This is a genomic window from Saccharospirillum alexandrii (assembly GCF_043641555.1).
Classification (GTDB): Bacteria; Pseudomonadota; Gammaproteobacteria; order Pseudomonadales; family Natronospirillaceae; genus Saccharospirillum; species Saccharospirillum alexandrii_A.
This window is the reverse complement of sequence record NZ_JBHZRJ010000005.1, coordinates 334863-354411: the sequence shown is the minus strand read 5'-3', so window position 1 is coordinate 354411 and position 19549 is coordinate 334863. Positions and strand designations below refer to the sequence as shown.

Annotated in this window: 11 protein-coding genes; 8 read left to right on the top strand and 3 right to left on the bottom strand. The window is 55.8% G+C overall.

Going from position 1 to position 19549, the window contains the following annotated elements; all coding sequences use genetic code 11:
- The first annotated feature begins 2 nt into the window (after positions 1-2).
- From ACHUE7_RS18565 to ACHUE7_RS18535, 7 genes are all read left to right on the top strand, one after another.
- Positions 3-770 (top strand): 3-hydroxyacyl-CoA dehydrogenase, encoded by a 768-nt coding sequence (locus ACHUE7_RS18565; protein ID WP_394171379.1) that lies wholly within the window; start codon positions 3-5, stop codon positions 768-770.
- Between the two features lie 4 nt (positions 771-774).
- A complete protein-coding gene (locus ACHUE7_RS18560; protein WP_394171377.1) occupies positions 775-2538 on the top strand; it encodes an acyl-CoA dehydrogenase in 1764 nt (587 codons plus the stop codon).
- Between the two features lie 467 nt (positions 2539-3005).
- On the top strand, positions 3006-4850 hold the full coding sequence (locus ACHUE7_RS18555; protein WP_394171376.1) for a feruloyl-CoA synthase: 1845 nt from the start codon (positions 3006-3008) through the stop codon (positions 4848-4850).
- 10 nt (positions 4851-4860) lie between these two features.
- Positions 4861-5277, top strand: coding sequence for an acyl-CoA thioesterase (locus ACHUE7_RS18550; protein WP_394171375.1), 417 nt, complete (start codon positions 4861-4863; stop codon positions 5275-5277).
- 57 nt (positions 5278-5334) lie between these two features.
- Complete coding sequence (locus ACHUE7_RS18545; protein WP_394171374.1) at positions 5335-6990, top strand: tannase/feruloyl esterase family alpha/beta hydrolase; 1656 nt, start codon at positions 5335-5337, stop codon at positions 6988-6990.
- 446 nt (positions 6991-7436) lie between these two features.
- Positions 7437-8771 (top strand): DEAD/DEAH box helicase, encoded by a 1335-nt coding sequence (locus ACHUE7_RS18540; protein ID WP_394171373.1) that lies wholly within the window; start codon positions 7437-7439, stop codon positions 8769-8771.
- A gap of 448 nt (positions 8772-9219) precedes the next feature.
- A complete protein-coding gene (locus ACHUE7_RS18535) occupies positions 9220-10773 on the top strand; it encodes a methyl-accepting chemotaxis protein (RefSeq protein WP_394171372.1) in 1554 nt (517 codons plus the stop codon).
- Positions 10774-11422: 649 nt separating this feature from the next.
- Here the strand turns inward: ACHUE7_RS18535 and ACHUE7_RS18530 are convergent.
- A complete protein-coding gene (locus ACHUE7_RS18530) occupies positions 11423-13087 on the bottom strand; it encodes an EAL domain-containing protein (protein WP_394171371.1) in 1665 nt (554 codons plus the stop codon).
- Positions 13088-13841: 754 nt separating this feature from the next.
- Between ACHUE7_RS18530 and ACHUE7_RS18525 the strand changes: the two genes are divergently transcribed.
- Entirely contained in the window at positions 13842-15437 is a 1596-nt protein-coding gene (locus ACHUE7_RS18525) for a methyl-accepting chemotaxis protein (protein ID WP_394171370.1), read from the top strand.
- Positions 15438-15440: 3 nt separating this feature from the next.
- Here ACHUE7_RS18525 and ACHUE7_RS18520 read toward each other — a convergent pair whose 3' ends face one another.
- Both ACHUE7_RS18520 and gcvP read right to left on the bottom strand, forming a co-directional pair.
- Positions 15441-16523: a GGDEF domain-containing protein gene (locus ACHUE7_RS18520; RefSeq protein WP_394171369.1), complete on the bottom strand. Its 1083-nt coding sequence runs from the start codon at positions 16521-16523 to the stop codon at positions 15441-15443.
- A 94-nt stretch (positions 16524-16617) separates the two neighbouring features.
- Positions 16618-19497 carry an aminomethyl-transferring glycine dehydrogenase gene (gene gcvP / locus ACHUE7_RS18515; protein ID WP_394171368.1) on the bottom strand — a complete coding sequence of 960 codons (2880 nt, stop codon included), beginning with the start codon at positions 19495-19497 and terminating at the stop codon, positions 16618-16620.
- Positions 19498-19549: the final 52 nt, after the last annotated feature.

The following is a 19549-nucleotide window of genomic DNA, read 5'->3' as shown; positions in this document are numbered from 1 at the left end:
TTATGAAACTGTCTGAACTCAACGCCCTGGTCACCGGGGCCAGCTCCGGCCTCGGCGAAGCCGTGGCGCGCCATCTGGTCGCCGCTGGTGCCCGTGTTACCCTGGCTGATGTAAACGACGAAGCTGGACGCCGGCTTGCCGAAGAGCTCGGCGACAATGCCGTATTTGCCCACACCGACATCACCGATGAAGCCAACGTCAGCACCACCCTGGCAGCGCTGCAGGAACGCTGGGGGCCGCTAAACGCTCTGATCAATTGCGCCGGTATTCCCGGTGCCGAGCGGGTGCTCGGCCGCAAAGGCGTACACCGCCTGGAAACCTTTTCGCGTGCCATTCAGGTCAACCTGATCGGCACCTTTAACGTGATTCGGCTCGCGGCCGAGGCAATGCAGCACACCCCGCCAAACGACGGGCTGGAGCAGGGCGTTATCATCAATACGGCGTCTGTTGCCGCCTACGATGGCCAGATCGGCCAGGCGGCCTACGCGGCCTCCAAAGGTGGCATCGTCAGCATGACACTGCCACTGGCGCGGGAACTCTCGGCGTTCGGCATTCGGGTGATGACCATCGCCCCCGGGTTGTTTAAAACGCCGATGATGTCGGTATTGCCCGAAGAGGTGCAACAGTCGCTTGGTGATTCGGTGCCTTTCCCGGCTCGCCTGGGTGAGCCTGATGAATTTGCCGCCCTCGCCGCCCACATTCTGGAAAACCCGATGCTCAATGGCGAAGTCATTCGCCTCGACGGCGCCCTGCGCATGGCGGCGAGGTAAAGTCATGACGGCCTATCGAGTTCCGGTTGAAGACATCCGTTTCGGGCTGCAGCATCTGATCGGCCGCGAGCGGCTGAACCGGTTATCCGCCTGCGAAGCACTCGACGACGAACTGATGAATGCCGTCATCGACGAAGCCGCCCGCTTTGCCGAACAAGCACTGGCACCGTTGAATGCGACCGGCGATCAGCAAGGCTGTCGCTTCGATCAGGGTCAGGTATCAACACCGGATGGCTGGGCTGATGCTTACGCGCAATTTCGCGACGCTGGCTGGACCGGTCTGTGTCTGCCAGAAGCGCTCGGCGGCCAGTCACTGCCCAAGGTGCTGGCGATGGCAGTGACCGAAGGCTGGCAGGGCGCCAACCTGGCGTTCAGCCTGATTCAACCGCTGACCGAAGGTGCGGTCGAAGCGCTGCTGGCCAGTGGCGACAGCCAATTGATCGAACAGTACGGCGAACATCTGGTTAGCGGTGACTGGACCGCGACCATGGCGCTGACTGAGCCGGCGGCCGGTTCGGACCTGGGGCTGATGAAAACCCGGGCGATTCCCGACGGTCTTGGCGGCTATAGGCTGACGGGCGACAAGCTGTACATCACCTACGGCGAGCACGATTTCACCGAACGTAAACTCCATCTGGTGCTGGCTCGCCTTCAGGATGCACCCGCCGGCAGTAAAGGCATTTCCTTGTTTGCCGTGCCGAGCCACATCGAAGACCAGAACGGTCAGCTCCAGCCAAACGAGGTAGTCTGCACCGGCATCGAACACAAGCTCGGCCTGCACGGCAGCCCGACCTGTTCACTGCAATTGGGTGGCAACCAGGGCGCCTGGGGTCAGCTGGTTGGCGAACCCAACCGTGGATTGGCGGTCATGTTCGTGATGATGAACGAGGCTCGTTTGAGCGTTGGCCTGCAAGGCGTAGCCGTCGGCGAACGCGCCTACCAGGCTGCACTGGCCTGGGCGCAGGAGCGAAAACAAGGCCGCCATGTCGAAACCGGCAAAGGCCCGGTCGCTCTGGTCGAGCACCCCGACATTCAACGCCTGCTGCTCGGCATGCGCAGCCGACTCTTTGCCGCCCGTATGCTTGGCCTGCACTTGGGCCACCAGGTCGATTGCGCCCGCGAAAAAACGCACCCCGAGTCACAGCAAGCGCAGCAGGAACTCGATTTACTGACGCCCATTTTCAAAGCACACGTCACTGAAATGGCGAACCACCTGACCGGCGATGCCATTCAAATTTTCGGCGGCATGGGCTTCATCGAAGAAACCGGCGTTGCCCAGTTCTATCGTGACCTGCGCATCAGCACCATTTATGAAGGCACCACCGGCATTCAGGCTCAGGATTTTCTGTTCAGAAAAATCCAACGCGACCAAGGCGAAGTTTTTTACGACTGGCTGAACCGGATAAAAACCAATCTGCAGCCGCTCAGCGAACACCCGGAGTGCTCATCAGACTGGGCACTGCTGACAAGAAAAATCGATGCTCTGCGCAACACGGTTCGAGACCTGCTGGAACACCAGGCCAACAACGCCACCCAGCTCCATGCAGCTTCAGTAGCACTATTGGAAGCCACCGGCATTCTGGCCCTCGGCTGGCAACTGGGCTTATCGGTGCTGGCCGCCGAAGACGACGGCGTAACACCCAAAGAACGAAACAACGTTCAAGCGTTATTGGCGTTCTACTGCGCGCACCACTTACCAGAAATTCGAGTCCACCTGGACCGGGTTCAAAGTGCGGATCGGGGGCTTCTTAAGTACCAGTTCGGCTGACTTCGTTGCCAGGCGTTCGTGTTGCCAGCCGGGTTGACCTCTCCAGGGTTGGCCTTGTTGCCTTGAGTTCGCGCCAGCCACCGGGTGTACCTATCCGGGGTCGGCGTAAACCCGTCCATGGGGCCTAGACCGCAGCATCCATGCTGCGGACTTCCCCGGATAGGTACACCCGGCAGCTTGCTCTTAGTTTGGTGGCGACCTTTAACCTTTAAATGAAAAATAATTTTTAGATTTTGAAAAATTAAAAGTGGCAATTGATTCAGGGTTGCAGGGGCGTTTCACGCAGTAGCGGGCAGGACGCCCGCGTACCCTTTGGCGGCACAGGGATGTGCCTGCAAAGGGTACGGAGTGAAGCGGGCCTGCAACCCGAACGACTGCCCCAAGTAAAGTTCTACGTTAACCACAGTAAACACTCTCGCTCAAAACCAAAAAAAGAGCCGGGTGACTTAAAACAAGAAGGTGAGGACATGGCAACCGATTACCGCGATATTGAGATTGGTCGGGCGACAGCCCGGTTGACGAAGCGTTCCGATGGCACTCAGTTGCTGGAAACCGAAGAGCAACTGCCAGCCTATCCCGATACGCTGATCGAGCGGTTGGATCACTGGGCCAGTGTGGCGCCAGACCGGGTGTTTGTGGCTGAGCGAAATGGCGAGGGTGAATGGGAACCGGTCAGTTATGGCGAAACGCTGCAGCGGGTTCGTTCGCTTTCGCAGGCGTTGTTGGATATGGGGCTGTCGCCCGAGCGGCCACTTGCGATTTTGAGTGGCAATAGCACCGAGCATTTATTGCTGGCGCTGGCGGCCATGTATGTGGGTATTCCCTATGCGCCTTTGTCACCGGCTTATTGTCTGATCAGCAAGGATTTTGGTAAGGCAAAATACATTTGTGATCTGCTGACACCGGGTGCTTATCTTGTGGATAAGGCCGCTGACTACGGTGATGCGCTGAATGCATTTGCAGCCGACGATGCTGAAGTCATTGCCATTGATTCAAAGGGTTATGCCGGTGGGGCGCTCGCATTTGAAAGTTTGCTGGCTACCCCGGTTACCGATGCCGTCGACAAGGCTCACGCGGCGCTGACGCCCGATACCATTGCCAAATTTCTGTTTACCTCCGGTTCTACCGGCATGCCCAAGGGTGTGATTAACACCAACCGGATGCTGGCCTCGAATCAGGAAATGCTCGCTGGTGTTATGCCGTTTCTGAAAAAAGAGCCACCGGTTTTGCTCGACTGGTTGCCCTGGAATCACACCTTTGGTGGTAACCACAACGTGGGTATCGTCTTGTACAACGGCGGCACCCTGTACATCGATGATGGCAAGCCGACGCCGGCGTTGTTCGAACGCACCGTTCGTAACCTTCAGGAAATTTCGCCCACGGTTTATTTCAATGTGCCCAAGGGGTTTGAGCTGCTGGCCGATCGCCTAGAACAGGACGATGCCTTGCGCGATCGCTTCTTCGGGGACCTGAACCTGATGTTTTTTGCCGGTGCCGGCCTGGCCCAGCATGTGTGGGACAAACTGGATAACCTGGCGGTGAAATCCATCGGCGCCAAAATTGGCATGCTGACCGGCCTGGGTGCGACAGAAACGGCGCCCTCGGCGATGTTTGCCTCGCTGGAAGAATCTCAGTCTGGCGTGATCGGTTTGCCGGCGCTGGGCGTGTCGGTGAAGCTGGTGCCGAACGGCGGCAAGCTGGAATGCCGGGTTAAGGGCCCGAATGTGATGCCGGGCTACTGGCGCCAGCCAGAGGTAACCGCCAAGGTTTTCGATGAAGAAGGTTTCTATTGCCTGGGCGATGCCGCCAAATTCATTGACCCGGATAACCCGCAACGCGGCATGAAATTCGATGGCCGTATTTCGGAAGATTTCAAACTCGATACCGGTACCTGGGTCAGTGTCGGGCCGTTACGCGCCCGAATCATCGACGCCGGTGCACCTGTGGTGCAGGACGTCGTGATCGCCGGGCTCGACCGGGCCTTTGTATCCGCGCTGGTGTTTCCAGAGCGGGAACAGTGTCGCCTGCTGGCGGGTTTGGGTGCAGACGCCGACATCAGCGAGGTGGTGAAACACCCGGCCGTTATTGAGCGCTTTCAGCAGTTGCTGCGTGATTTGAAAGCGAGCAGCACGGGCAGTTCAAACCGCGTCGAACGGTTGGTGCTGCTCACAGAATTGCCGCGTCTCGATGCTCATGAAATTACCGACAAAGGTTCGATCAACCAGCGCGCCGTGTTGGAGAACCGCGCTGCCGTGGTTGACGATATGTATCAGTCAACGCCATCCGCCGCTGTTATCAAACTCACCGATTAAGGAACACTCCATGCTCATTAACCGACACACACAAACCATCGAATGGGGTGATTGCGACCCGGCCGGCATCGTGTTTTACCCGCGTTATTTTGCCTACTTCGATGCCTGCACCGGCAAGCTCTTTGCCAAGGCGGGCTTCCCGAAATTCGACATGTTGAAGCAGTTTAATATGGTCGGCATTCCAATGGTCGACACGCGTTCGAAATTCTACATTCCGTCGCACTTCGGCGAAGACGTGGTGATTGAATCGACCATTACCGAATTCCGGCGCAGCAGTTTCGACGTGCATCACCGCATTCTGAAAGGCGATGCCCTGGCCGTCGAAGGGTTCGAAACCCGTGTCTGGGTCGGTAAAGACCCGGAAGACCCTGACAAGATCAAATCCCAACCCATTCCGCAGGAAGTGATACAGGCGTTTAACCGCTGAGTAATGATCAAATAACACGACTCGACACAACACGACAACAACAAGAAGGAGATGTGTGTGAAACCCAAAATCACCCTGCTCGCCAGCCTGCTTGCCGCTGGCACCGCACCCGCTTTCGCCGCAGGCCTGGCCTGTGCGAATGACAGTATTGCTGCCCTGGAAAGCGCCGATCTGTCGATCAGCCAAATCGAAACCGTTGGCGCCGGTGATGACTTTGCCGCCGACCACTGTCGCATACTGGGGGTCGCACACGCTCGCACCGGGGCCGATGGCAAAGACTACCAGATCAGCTTTGAACTGCGCCTGCCCAACGACTGGAACCAGCGTTTCGTGCATCAGTTCAACGGCGGCAACGACGGCTCGGTCGTCCCCGCTGTCGGTGAACTCAAGGGCGGTGATGAATCCGATACCGCCCTGAACCGCGGCTATGCCGTGGTTTCCAGTGATGCCGGCCACGCCAGTGATGCCAACCCTGAAGCCGGCCTGGCCGGTGGCGCCCGCTTTGGTTTCGACCCGGAAGCCCGTCGCGATTACGGCTACACCGCCGTCAGCAAACTGCACCCGCTGGCCACCACCCTGGTAGAAACCTATTACGACAACCGCATTGAATACACCTATGGTGTAGGCGGTTCCAACGGCGGGCGTCACGCCATGGTCGCGGCCTCGCGCATGCCAGAAGCGTTCGATGGCTTGCTGGTCGGCTACCCCGGCTTCAACCTGCCCCGGGCCGCGGTGCAACACGCCTGGGATATTCAGGCTTTCAAAGCCATCAACGGCGACGTAAGAACCGCCTTTAGCCGCGAGCAATTAAAAGCCGTGGCCGACGGCATCGCTCAGGCCTGTGATTCACTGGACGGGCTCGAAGACGGCTACATCGCCGACACCGATGCCTGCCAGACAACCTTCAACATTCAATCCCTGCAATGCGATGCCGCCATGACCGGCCACTGCCTGAGCAAAGCCCAGGTCGCGGCCCTAACAGCGATTCACAACGGCCCGGTCAACTCCCAGGGTGTGCCGCTGTACAGTGACTGGCCCTGGGACATCGGCATCGGTTCCGGCGACTGGCGTTTCTGGAAACTGGAAACCCCGATTCCACCCTGGAACAACCAGCCCCTGATCGGCGTAATGGGTTCCGCCTCACTGGCTCAGCTGTTTACCACACCGCCTACCGAAGTGGCCGGCACCCCCCAGGCGCTCGAGCAGTACCTGCTCGACTTCGACTTCGACAGCGACGCCCCAAAAATCTACGCCACCACCGACCGCTACACAGAATCGGCCATGGACTACATGACCCCACCCGATTCAGAAAACCCCACCCTGGCCGACTTCAACGACCAGGGCGGCAAGATGCTGATCTTCCACGGCGTCAGCGACCCGGTGTTCTCCGTCAACGACACCACAAACTGGTACCAGAAACTCGATGCCAACAACAACGATCAGGTAGAAGCCTTCGCCCGCTACTACCGCGTCCCCGGCATGCCGCACGGAGCGGGCGGCCCTACGGTGGATGATTTCGACTTCTTCACCGCCCTGGTCGACTGGGTCGAACAGGCTAAGGCGCCTGAAGCCGTTGTAGCAGGCGTAATGCCCGGCAATGACGATGCCATGGCGCAACTGGGTCAGGTAGAGCGTAAGCTCTGCCCTTATCCACAAGTAGCGAGATACTCCGGTGGTGATGAAGCTTCGGCTGATAGCTTTGCGTGCGAGTAGTAGTCGGCTTTTACTCACGAAAATCAGCGAAACAGGACTAAGTGTCAATTTGTAACCTCGAATTCACCCGCCATGGATTAGAAATTCGGCTCAAATTGACCACAGGTGACCCAAGGACCACTGGGTACACCTACTGGAGGTCGTTAGGCCGCATGGATGCGGCCTCCGAGCCCCCATGGACGGGTTTACGGCGTACCTCCAGTAGGTGTGCGCAGTGGTCCGATTGCCACCGAAGTTAAAGTAAAGAAAGTCTCCAATTACCCACCGAATTTCTAACCCATGACGCCACAGACCCCAAGCAACCACCAGCCTAAACCGCACCCAAACATGGCGTTCTGCAGCCCCTTCCTGTAAGCTGCACCGCCGCTCAAAAACGGGCGCCGCGACCTGCCTGTTAAAAGGATGGGTCACCCATCTTTGTCTTTTAAATAGAGAACCTCCGAACTATGAGCTTTGCCTCTCTCGGCCTGTCATTGCCACTGCAAAAAGCAGTGGCCGACCAAGGCTATGATACACCGTCACCCATTCAGGCCCAGGCGATCCCCGCCGTACTGTCCGGCCGTGATGTGATGGCCGCTGCCCAAACTGGCACCGGCAAAACCGCAGGCTTTACCCTGCCCCTGTTGCAACGCCTTGCTGACGGCGAACGTGCCCGCAGCAACAGCACCCGCGCCTTAATTCTAACCCCAACCCGCGAACTGGCCGCCCAGATTCAGGAAAGCGTCGTCACCTACGGCCGCCACCTGAACCTGAGCTCCACCGTTGTTTTCGGTGGCGTTAAAATTAACCCGCAAATGATGGCCCTGCGCAAAGGCGCCGACATCCTGGTGGCGACACCGGGTCGTCTGCTCGACTTGTTCAACCAGCGTGCGGTGAACTTCAAGCAACTGGAAGTGCTGGTGCTTGACGAAGCCGACCGCATGCTCGACATGGGTTTCATCAACGACATCAAGAAAATTCTGGCCGTCCTGCCCAAAGAGCGCCAGAACCTGCTGTTCTCGGCCACCTTCTCTCCGGAAATTCGCACCCTGGCCAAAGGCCTGGTGAACGATCCGGTTGAAATCTCCGTGACCCCGCGCAACACCACAGCGGCTACGGTGACACAGGAAGTGCATCCGGTTGATAAAAAGCGCAAGCCTGCCCTGCTGGCCAAGCTGATCCATGATGGCGGTTGGAAACAGGCTCTGGTGTTCACCCGCACCAAGCACGGCGCCAACAAACTGACCGAATTTCTGGAAAAGAACGACATTCGGGCTGCGGCCATTCACGGCAACAAGAGTCAGGGTGCACGCACCAAGGCGCTGGCCAACTTTAAAGCCGGTAAAGTCAGTATTCTGGTCGCCACCGACATTGCTGCCCGGGGCTTGGACATCGACCAACTGCCACAGGTCGTGAATTTCGACTTGCCCAACATCGCCGAAGACTACGTACACCGCATCGGCCGTACCGGTCGTGCCGGTGCCTCAGGCAAAGCCATTTCACTGGTCAGTGCTGATGAAGCGGACTTTCTGGCCGGCATCGAAAAGCTGACCAGTCAGCGCATCGAACGCACTGAAGTCGAAGGTTTTGAACCCGATCAACGGGTACCGGAAGGTCGCGCCAGCAGCAAGCGCCCGGCGAGCAGCTCACGCCCAAGCCGGCCGCAGTCGCCGCGCAATGGCAACAGCCAGGGCCGTTCGTCCGGTGATCGCAACGATCGCCGTTCAGATTCATCGGCCAGCAAGCCTACCGTTCGTCGCAAGCCAAGACCTGCGCGCCCGCGCAGTTCTGCCTCGGCCTGATGTACTGTCGGGCTACCGGTGCGAGTTATTCGCCCGGTAGCCCGTTCTTTTCTGGTTATTCCTGGTCTATCCACCAACTTCTAGAAAAAACAGTAAATGCCTCCTCGTGTTACGTCCCTCGAACATAGTTCAGTTGAATTTTTGCTCAATGCCAAACGCTGGTCTATACCTACCAGCATCACGCATCTCGATAATTAGGTCGGTTGTCACTCTCTACGCTGACGATTTACAACTCTGCCGACTGTATTAAAAGACAGAACTAAAGGGGCTAATAACCAGGCCGATAGTATGCGATACAGTGGTCATTGTAATCAGTGTGCCCGAAGCGTTCCGCTCGGATGCTGTGCCGAATAATCATGATCTTTACTGCGTTCAGTTCTCTGAAACCAGATGGCGTTACCCGGATAGGACAGAAGTGTTCGCCTGTTAGCAGGCATTGGAGGAAATAGTGAGAAATAATCAACCGGTTACCGATAAGGAAATTTCTTTCTCAACAGACGAAAAACTGATTTCGTCCACTGATCTGAAAGGTCGGATAAAACACTGCAACGATGCCTTTGAGCGCGTCAGCGGTTTTACTCGCGAAGAACTTGTTGGTCAGCCTCATAACATCATCCGTCATCCGGACATGCCGTCAGAAGCCTATGAAGTCATGTGGTCGCATCTGAAGGCGAACCAGCCCTGGATGGGCCTGGTTAAGAACCGCTGCAAAAACGGTGATTACTATTGGGTGAATGCTTATGTTACCCCGGTTACCGATAACGGCACCGTCATCGGTTATGAATCGGTTCGTCGTGTCCCCGAGCGCAGTGATGTAGAGCGCGCCGAAAAGCTCTACCGTAAAATCAAAAAGTCGGGTTTTAAAACCGGCCCGGCGTTACCGCCCCGGCAAACTATGGCTACTGCTGTTATGGTTTTGGTGTCGCTGGCACTCTTTGCGTCCAATCAGCCTGCTTTGGCTTATGGCGTCGTATTGCTCTCGCTTATTGCTTTGTCATGCTGGTGGCTGCTGTCCCGTCGTTCACTGATGGTCGGGGTTAACAAATTGCTGGAAAAATCGTTCAAACACGATCTTGCGGTCAAAAGTTACACCGACGATGCCCGCGATCTCGGCCGGCTAAAAGTCGCCATAATGAGTGAGCAGGCGCACCTCGATACCGTGTTAACCCGCATTCAGGATGCCTCCCTTAAAGCCAGCCGCGATGCGTCTGAAGCGTTGGGCATGGCAACCGAGGCTCAATCCGAAATGCTCAAGCAACAGGAAGAATCAGACCAGGTTGCCGCCGCGATGAATGAAATGACGGCAACCATCAATGAAGTCTCGGACCACGTTCAGCAAACGGCCAATAAGGCAGAAGAGGCCAGTGGGCTGGCTAAAGAAGGTGCCTCTGTGTCTCGCAAGACACACCAGGCCATTGAACATTTGAAAGCCAAAGTGGACGCGATCAGCCAGGCTGTGGCAGACCTGTCAAAACAAACCGAGACGATCATGGGCGCTGCTCAGATTATCGAGCAAATTGCAGAGCAGACTAATCTGCTGGCATTAAATGCAGCCATAGAAGCCGCACGGGCGGGTGAATCGGGTCGTGGGTTTGCGGTGGTAGCCGATGAAGTTAGACAACTGGCGCAGCGCACCCAAGGTTCGACGCAGGAGATCCATTCGATCATCGCGGAACTAAAGAATCGGGCGAAGCAGGCGATTACCGTCGCCAGCGAAGGTCAGAAGGACGCCGAGGAAGGCCTGAAGCAAGTTAAGATTTCCTCCGAGAAGCTGGATGGTATCGCACAGTCGGTAAACGGCATAGCTGACATGTCTCAGGAAATGGCGGCTGCGGTTGAGGAACAAGCTCAGGTCTCAGAACAGATCAACCGGCAGATCGTTACCATTTCGACTCTGGCGTCAAACAATGCTGACTTGTCGACTCACGCGGCAGAACGCATAGGGCAGGTTGATAAAATTGCCCAGGATCTGAACGAACTGGTAGAGAGATTCAAACGATAAACTTATGCAGATGCATCACTGAGCACGCATGTCACGTCTCAATAGATTGCATCGCTATTTGAAGCAGTCATGGCGTCATCTCTGGATGCTGTTGTCTTTGTCAATGACCTTACCCACTTCCTACAGGCCGGCCGCTCGGTAGAGAGAGCGTTTCTATTGGCGGATCTGGAGCATTGACCACGTTCAAAACCCTAGGGAGCCTCTGAACAACTCCCCCGGGGCTCTGGCTTATCCGAGGGACGCTGCCACAAGGCGGACTCATGCAGGAATGTCTAGACCTTTCAAATGAGTCCAACGCAGTGGCAGCGTTCCTCGGAAAGTCGGAATGCCGCACCACCCGTAGGGCGCGGCTAAAACGTTCTGCCCCGGCGTTGCACTTCTTGACAAGGGCTACGGCCATTGCGCTGCGAAGTGCGTCGGAGTGCCGCCCACTTGGGCAAAACGTTTTAGCTCGCGCAGAGCCCTGGGGGAGTTGTTCAGAGGCTCCCTAGTATTCTCCGATAGAATCAAAGGCAACTCAGTATTCAGCCTTTGATTCTATGAATGGCGCAAGAGTTGGATTATTGGTTGGCGTGATTAGACAGAATAGGGCGGCTACTACAGAATACGCCTGGTATTCACGTTCAACCAGTCAGCATGGCCCCATTAATCAATTCCGGCAAACGACAGTTGTGTGCCTCAACCTGGATTCAGGCTCAGCGAGGTACGCCAGAAAATGATGCTCAGCTAAAGGCTTCGCCAGGTAGTAACCCTGAGCATAATCTGCACCCAACGAGCTGACGATGTTGCATTGTTCACTGGTTTCCAGCCCTTCAACGGTTACGCTGAGGTCCAATGAATGCGCCAGCTCAATAATGCTCTTTATAACTTTTCGAGCGGTCGGATCATATTCCAGGTTGATGACGAATGCCCGATCTATTTTAAGCCCCGTTATTGGTAATTGAGTCAGGTATTGAAAGGATGAATATCCGGTTCCAAAGTCGTCCAAACTCACCGGAAACCCCATTTTCCGCAATCGCCCAACGTTTTCCCGGGCATGCAGCGGATCGTTGATCAGTGCTCCTTCGGTAATTTCAATTTCAAGGTCTGTCGATACTATGCCAAAAGCGTTGACTGTTTCTCCCAGCCAATCAATCAATTGATCGTCGAGTAGATTCTGAGCGGCCCAATTGATGCTGACAGGTGTTGCTTCTGGCTTACGTCGTATTAAATCACATGCCAGGTGAATTACATGTCGGGTGACCGGTGTTATCAGCGTGGTTTTTTCGACTTTTGGCATAAAAGCGCCGGGTGATATGAAGCCTCCTGCTCCGTCTGCCCATCGAATCAAGCCCTCGCAACCAGCTGGTTTGCCGGTCCGGAGGTCTGTTTTTGGCTGGTAAAACAATTCGAATTCGTTGTTGGCCAGTGCATCCCTCACGCGGGAGATGAGCTGAATCCGGCTCTCCAGTCGTTGATCATCAGTGACCTCGAAACTATGGTGAAAATGGCCAAGTTCAAGTGCGGTGATTAACCCAAATCGGGCTCGTTTAATCATCAGTGCCGGGTCGGTTTCAGCATCGGTTGTGATATAGCTACCCGCTGACAGTTGGATTCTGACCGCGGTGTTGTTTACCGTTAAGTTTTTTTCTCCGGCACTTTCAATCTGGGCAATGACATTCAGCCCAATCGTCTTGTTATCACCGTCACCATGGGTGGTAACCAGCAACGCCAACTCCGAGCTGCCGAACAAGTAGACATTGTGTATCAGTGTACTGAGGGTCTTGAGCTCGCGAGCCAGAAGTTCGGTTGCCCGGTCGGCTGCATCAACGCCAAACGCCTCTGTAACTTCCCAGAGGTCAACCAGCCTTACAATTACTACCATAACCATGGGGTCTTTGCGTATCGATCGTGACAGGCGCTTTTGCAACAGTGCACGGCGGACATCCTCATGCAGGGCCTTGTAGTTGGGAAGACTCGTTCTGTCATCAGTGCTGAGAGAATTGCGAATGCGTTGAAACACAGAACCGGTAAACCAGGCAATAATGATGAACATGATCAGCCTTGCCAGCCAATTGGACGTTGACTGGTCCAGGTTTTCGGTTGTGTTCAGTGGCATGAACGGCCCGATCAGCAGACCCGCAACAACAGCGCACCAGACGCCGCCCCAAATACGATACAGCGAGCTGGATAGAATGACAGGCAGCAACAACAAGTAAGGATACGCAAAACCGGTGCCTCCTGTGTAATAGACAATAAGCGTGCCCGCGACCAGTAGCGCTAAAATCATCGCAATCTGAACCGTGTGAATCATCAGGCTGGAGTGGTCGCTCATCTGTCTGAGCTGAGTGGGTAGCGAGCCCAGAATTTGAATCAGCCGTTCAACAGATCTGGAGGCTGCATTTTGTATCTGTTGCGAACGGGCGGATGAACGTTGTGGCATAAAGCGACTACTCCGAATATCGCATGTCCGTTAGTCACTCTATCGCATAGAGTGAGCAATCGAAACTACAGTGATGCAGACAGGTGTCAATCGAACAGTAAGCTTATAGGATAGATAATAGTGATTTTTCAGGATCGATCGTCGTCAGCTTTTTAATAAAGATGACCGGGTCGTGCAGGAGGTTAAAGAGCCTCTGAATGACCCGATGCAGTGGTGCATCGAAATGGGTAATGGAACGCCGATCCCGATGACGGTACGCACTCTTTTGGTGCGAATTTAGAACGGCATTCAGTCGACATATTTAAGAAAAATAACATTTATAGTGTGACGTGTGTCACATAAAGTATCTTAAATCGTCTTAAATTTAATATTTACATATTCTATTGCCAGTGATTTGGAAGTAATAGACGGTATTGTTAACGTAGACATATCTAATTTATTTCAGTCTCATGGTATAGCTATATTCTAATTCGATACCTTACTAAATGGTGTCGTGTATTAATATGCCAGTCAATGTCCAAAGTGGATGCTATCGACTAAAGATTATGACCCTTCGGTCAAGTCGCTATTCTTTATTTTTAACTGATAGGCTTAAAGAAGAAGGTGAATCAAGGTGTTTCACCAGCCTTGCAGTAGGACAGTCACGATGATCGATCGAATAACTCAGCCTATATATAATCTTTCAACGCGCATGAAACTCTTTACCGGTTTTGGATTTATTCTTCTGCTGACCGCAAGCATTGCTTTTACCGGATTCCAGAACCTCAATCTGGTTGCTGAAGAATACCAGCGGTTGAGATTGCTTGATTCGTTAAGTGCGCGCATGGCCAATGCCCGGATTGCAGAAAAGAATTTTATTATACGGCAACAACAGCGCTACCTCGATGAGAATCAGCGATTGTTGGGCGAGCTAAACGATGAAGCCAATTTCATGTTGGATACCACAGATGATCCTGTCACCCGGGAAGTTATGCAAACAGTTATTAAGGATGTGGTGTCTTATGAGGCTGACTTTGTCCTTTTGATCGAAGGTTTGGAAAACAACGCCAGTGACGCTGAAATGGATCAGTTCAATGAAGCATTGCTCGCTAGTGCACGTGACCTAGAGGAGGTCATTAACGAGTATGCCCAGGCACGGGAATCTGAGATCGCTCAGATCATTCAGCGAGCCGAGAGGGTGATCATCGCAGCGACCCTGATTGCACTTTTACTGGGGGCGTTCATAGCCATTGTGATCACCGCGATGATCAGCAAACCTCTCTTACAGTTGGTTGGGGTGTTGAAAGAGCTGGCAGCTGGTAATCTTGATCAGACCCTTGTTACCCGTAGAACCGACGAAATTGGCGTTTTGATGACAAGCACCAATACGACCATCCACAGTCTGCAACAACTGATTGGTCGATTGAGCGATGGCATCACCCAACTGGCCTCCTCCAGTGAACAGATGTCGGCGGTTGCCCAGGAGAATACCCGGCTAATCACCGAACAAAAGAACGAAACCGATCAGGTCTCGACCGCCATGAATGAGATGACCGCTACGGTGCGCGAAGTGGCCCAGAACGCTGAGGAAGCCTCCAGCTCTGCCGAGCAATGCGAACAGTTAACCCGGGAGGGCGGCGAGCTGGTGCGCAACAATATTCTGCAGACCGAAGAGTTGGCGGACGAGGTGGCAGCGGCGACTCAGGCGATCATTGAGCTTAAGGCCGACAGCGATAAGATCGGAACGGTGCTGGATGTAATAGCCGGCATTGCCGAGCAAACGAATTTGCTGGCGTTGAACGCAGCCATCGAAGCGGCTCGTGCCGGCGAAGCCGGGCGAGGGTTTGCGGTAGTGGCCGATGAAGTGCGCGGCTTGTCCAAGCGGACTCAGGACTCCACCGAGCAAATCGAAGCGCTGATCAATAATCTGCAGAAGAATGCCGAGCAAACGGCCGAAAAAATGAAGGTGAGTTCCGAACGGGCCGAGGCGACCAAAGGCCCGGCCATGCGAGCTCGTGAGGCATTCTCGTCGATCACCGAGGCGGTAACTCAAATTCAGGCAATGAACCAACAGATTGCAGCGGCTGTCACCGAACAGAGTGCCGTCGCAGAAGAGATCAACAGAAGCATTTTGACCATTTCGGAGTCTGCTGATCAGTCAGCTACGGCGAGTGAGGAGACCTTGCAGGCGAATCAGGAATTGAGCCGGCTGGGCGTCGACTTGCAGGAGCTTTCCGGTCAATTCAAACTGAGCAGTGGCTGAGGATCAGTCGGTATAAACCACCTGATTTCGCCCGCCTGCCTTTGCCCTGAACAGGGCCTGATCGGCACGGGCGAACACCTTGTCGAACAGCACCTGGGTCGATTCGGGTTGAGGGCAGGGGCGCATCTGAGCGACGCCAAAGCTGGCACAAATGGTCATGCTCGTGCCCTTCCAGACGACCTCGTGCTGCACCAGCGTTTCACGCAAGGTTTCAGCCAGCGCACAGGCCGTTTGCCCGTCGGCCGGCAACCAGAGCGCGAACTCTTCTCCGCCAAAGCGCGACAGCGTGGCATCAGCAGGCAAAGCGGCACGCAGCGCAGCAGCGACAGACTTCAGCGCGACATCCCCGGCCTGGTGCCCCAGGCTATCGTTGATGCGTTTGAAATCATCGAGATCGATAATGATCAGCGACCCGAGGTCGGGCGAGGTGTGCAGTGAACGCTCAATACGCTGAATCAGTGCCCGGCGGTTGTGCAGGCCAGTCAGCGTATCGTGGTTAACTTCCCATTCAAGGCGTTCGCGCAAAATGCCATTGGTAATCAAAGTTGCCGCGATTTCCAGCGCCGCGACCATGCTGTCCGAATACTCGCGCGGGGCGTCACAGTCATCAAACCCCAGAATCCCCCACCAGGCGCCATCGACCATGATCGGAATGGTGAGCATCGACTGGATGTTCTGGAGTTCGAACTCAAGGCGCAAAAACGCGCCCACTGAGTTGCGGTGGTGTCTGAGAACTTCGCCGTTTAGCCGTGCCTCATAAAAGGCGCGCCGGTCATCGGTGTTGATGTTCACCCGGTGGTGATCGTATCGCGGTTTGTTGATTTCAGAGTAATCGGGCGATGACGCCCACTCATAAACGAACTTGGTGGTGTAGTGGTCAGGCCCCTGGTCCACCACTTCGAACACCCAGGCCCGGTTTGACGAAGTCGCCCTTCCCAACGCGGCCAGGAAATTCTCAATCCCGTGTCGCCAACCCCGATTATGGTTCAAAAACCCGGCCGCGCGTGAGACGGCCAGAAACAAACCAGAAGATTCGGGGTTGGACTTCAATGGCCCATTGTTTGGTGGAGACCCGTGTTCAGACATGGCAATTCAAACGACACTACAGCAGACAGTGTGTGGCTAATGTAGCACCGATCGAACCGGACTGCAGCCGCCCGGTTAGGCCCTTCTATGCGCGTTACGAGACTCGATAGCTGTCCGTGCCCGGGCAGCTGCACATGAAGTTGCGGTCGCCGTGTACGTTGTCCACCCGGTTAACCGCCGGCCAGAATTTGGCAGCGCGGGTGGCGGCGGTCGGGAAAACCGCCTGTTCCCGGCTGTAGGGTCTGTCCCAGTCGCCGACCAGGTCTTGCTGAGTGTGAGGCGCCAGGCGCAGCGGGCTGTGTTCCTCGCTGTACTGGCCGTTTTTAACGGCCTCTATTTCTGCCCGAATGCCTTGCATGGCCTCGATGAAGCGATCCAGCTCCGCCAGGGATTCCGACTCGGTCGGCTCGATCATCAGCGTGCCCGGCACCGGGAAGCTCATGGTCGGGGCGTGGAAGCCATAGTCCATCAGTCGTTTGGCGATGTCTTCCTCAGTGATGCCGGTTTCGGCTTTTAACGGCCGAATGTCCAGAATGCACTCGTGAGCCACTCGACCGTTACGACCCCGGTACAGCACTGAATAATCGTCTTTCAGGCGCTCGGCAATGTAATTGGCGTTCAGAATGGCAATTTCCGATGACTCGCGCAGGCCATCGCGGCCGAGCATGCGGTTGTACATCCAGGTGATCGGCAGAATGCCCGCCGAGCCATAGGGTGCGGCTGACACAGCACCGGTGCCTTCGGTTGTGCAATGGCCTGGCAGGTAGGGTGCCAGGTGCGCCTTCACGCCAATCGGGCCCATGCCCGGGCCGCCGCCGCCGTGCGGAATGGCAAAGGTCTTGTGCAGGTTCAGGTGCGAGACATCCGAGCCGATGAATCCGGGCTGAGTCAGGCCGACCTGAGCGTTCAGGTTGGCGCCATCGAGGTACACCTGGCCGCCGAACTGGTGAACGATGTCGCACAGCTCGCGCACGCTTTCCTCGTAAACACCATGAGTCGACGGGTAGGTGATCATACAGGCCGAGAGCCGGTCACCGGCCGCTTCCGCCTTGGCACGAAGGTCGGTCAGATCGACATTGCCCTCGTCGTCGCAGTTCACGATCACCACATCCATGCTCATCATCGCCGCCGAAGCCGGGTTGGTGCCGTGCGCAGAAGCGGGAATCAGACAGACAGTGCGCTGACCTTCTCCCTTGGCCTGCTGATAACGACGAATCGCCAGCAAGCCCGCGTATTCGCCCTGAGCACCGGAATTCGGTTGCAGCGACATGGCGTCATATCCGGTTATCTCCGCCAAATCCCGCTCCAGATCGGCCAGCAATTGAGCATAGCCCCGGGCCTGCTCGACCGGTGCAAAGGGATGCAGCCTGGCGAATTCAGGCCAGGTCACCGGAATCATCTCGGCGGTGGCGTTCAGCTTCATGGTGCAGGAGCCGAGCGGAATCATGCCGTGCACCAGGGAGTAATCCTTGTTCTCCAGCGAGCGAATGTAGCGCAGCATCTCGGTTTCGCTGTGGTAGCGGTTGAATACCGGGTGAGTCAGTACCGCATCGGTGCGGCGCTGGGCCGGGTCGATGCCCAACTTGGTTTCAGCCAGTAATTGGGCATCGAGTTCCGCAATGTTCAGACCGTGGTCGTCGCCGAGTAACACCGAGAACAAGTCGAGCAAATCGGCCTCGGTCGTGGTTTCATCCAGGCTGATGCCGATGCGGCCATCGTTGAAACCACGCAGGTTGAGCGATTTGCTGCGGGCACGTTCATGCACGCTGGCATCGAATCCGCTCAGCGTCAGGGTATCGAAGAAAGACGTAGGCACTTCAATGCCGTTTTGCTGCAGCCCTAACGCCAGAATGGCCGTCAGCCGATGCACCCGCTCAGCGATGGTCTTCAGTCCCTCGGGGCCATGATAAACCGCATAAAATGCCGCCAGATTGGCCAGCAGTGCCTGAGCCGTACAGATGTTAGACGTCGCCTTTTCACGGCGAATGTGCTGTTCGCGCGTTTGCATGGCCATGCGCAGCGCGGTGTTGCCGCGGCTATCGACCGACACCCCAATGATCCGGCCTGGCACCTGGCGTTTCAGGTCTTCACGGGCGGCAAAGAACGCCGCATGCGGGCCACCATAACCCATCGGCACACCAAAGCGCTGGGCCGAGCCCAACACGATGTCTGCGCCCAGTTCACCGGGTGACTTCAACAGCATCAGCGCCAGCAAATCGCTGGCAACGGCGACCATGGCGCCCTGGGCCTTGGCGCTAGTGATCAAAGCACCCAAATCAGCAATCTGACCATCGGTACCGGGGTATTGGAACAGGGCGCCAAAGGGTGAGTGCTCGCTAATTTGCTCAGCCGGAGCCACCACCAGCTCAAACCCAAAATGCTCGGCCCGGGTTTCCAGCACCGCCAAGGTTTGCGGGTGCACATCGTCGGCAACAAAAAAGACATTGCTCTTGCAACGACGGTTGGCGCGCTGGCACAGGGTCATCGCCTCGGCAGCGGCCGTGGCTTCATCGAGCAGGGAGGCGTTGGCCAGATCCAGCCCGGTCAAATCCATAATGATTTGCTGAAAATTAAGCAGCGACTCCAACCGGCCCTGTGAAATTTCCGGCTGGTACGGCGTATAGGCGGTATACCAGGCCGGGTTTTCCAACACGTTCCGCACAATCACTGCTGGCAACTGGGTATCGTAATAGCCCTGGCCAATGTAAGAGCGAAACACCTTGTTCTGGCTGGCGATCTGCTTCAGTTCAGCCAACGCCTCAACTTCACTCAGGCCCGGTTCAACGGCCAGCGGCCGTTGCAGACGAATGGCACCCGGCACCGTCTGGTCGATCAGGTCACTGACGTTAGCCAACCCTAAAGTGCTAAGCATCGCAGCCTGTTCAGCCGCATCTGGCCCGATATGGCGCTGGCTAAAGCTGGCGCCCACCAATTGGGCGAGGGGTTTTTGAGTGAGCGGCAACTTGGCGTTCATGGCGGAGCCTCAAAAGTTGTTTGGCAAAAGGTTTTGTTAATACAGTTATTGA